Genomic DNA, 386 nt, shown 5'->3' on the forward strand with positions numbered 1-386 from the left:
GTGCTGGACCCGGTGATGGTCGCCACCAGCGGCGCGCGCCTGCTGGAAGACAGCGCCCTGCAGGCGATGCGCGAGCGGCTGATCCCGCTGGCCACGCTGATCACCCCGAACACGCCGGAAGCAGAGCTGCTGGTCGGACGGAAGATCGGCAACGGCGATGACGCCGAACGGGCGGCCTCCGCCCTGCTCGACCTGGGTGCAGGTGCGGTGCTGCTCAAAGGTGGCCATCTGCAGGAAGGCAACCGCGTGATCGATCGTTACTTCGACGGCGTCAGCAGCGAAGAATTCATCCATGCCCGCCTGCCGCTGGACGCACATGGCACCGGCTGCACGCTGGCCTCGGCCATCGCCGCGCAACTGTGCAACGGCTTGAGCCTGGCCAATGC

The 386-nt window shown here is 67.9% G+C and carries 1 protein-coding gene; it reads left to right on the forward strand.

The window, feature by feature from the left end; translation table 11 throughout:
* Positions 1-386, forward strand: a 386-nt coding sequence (locus D7X55_RS47440) for a PfkB family carbohydrate kinase (RefSeq protein ID WP_199747508.1), incomplete at both ends; no start/stop codon positions are given.

It is taken from the genome of Corallococcus sp. AB049A (genome assembly GCF_003668885.1).
Classification (GTDB): domain Bacteria; phylum Myxococcota; class Myxococcia; order Myxococcales; family Myxococcaceae; genus Corallococcus; species Corallococcus interemptor.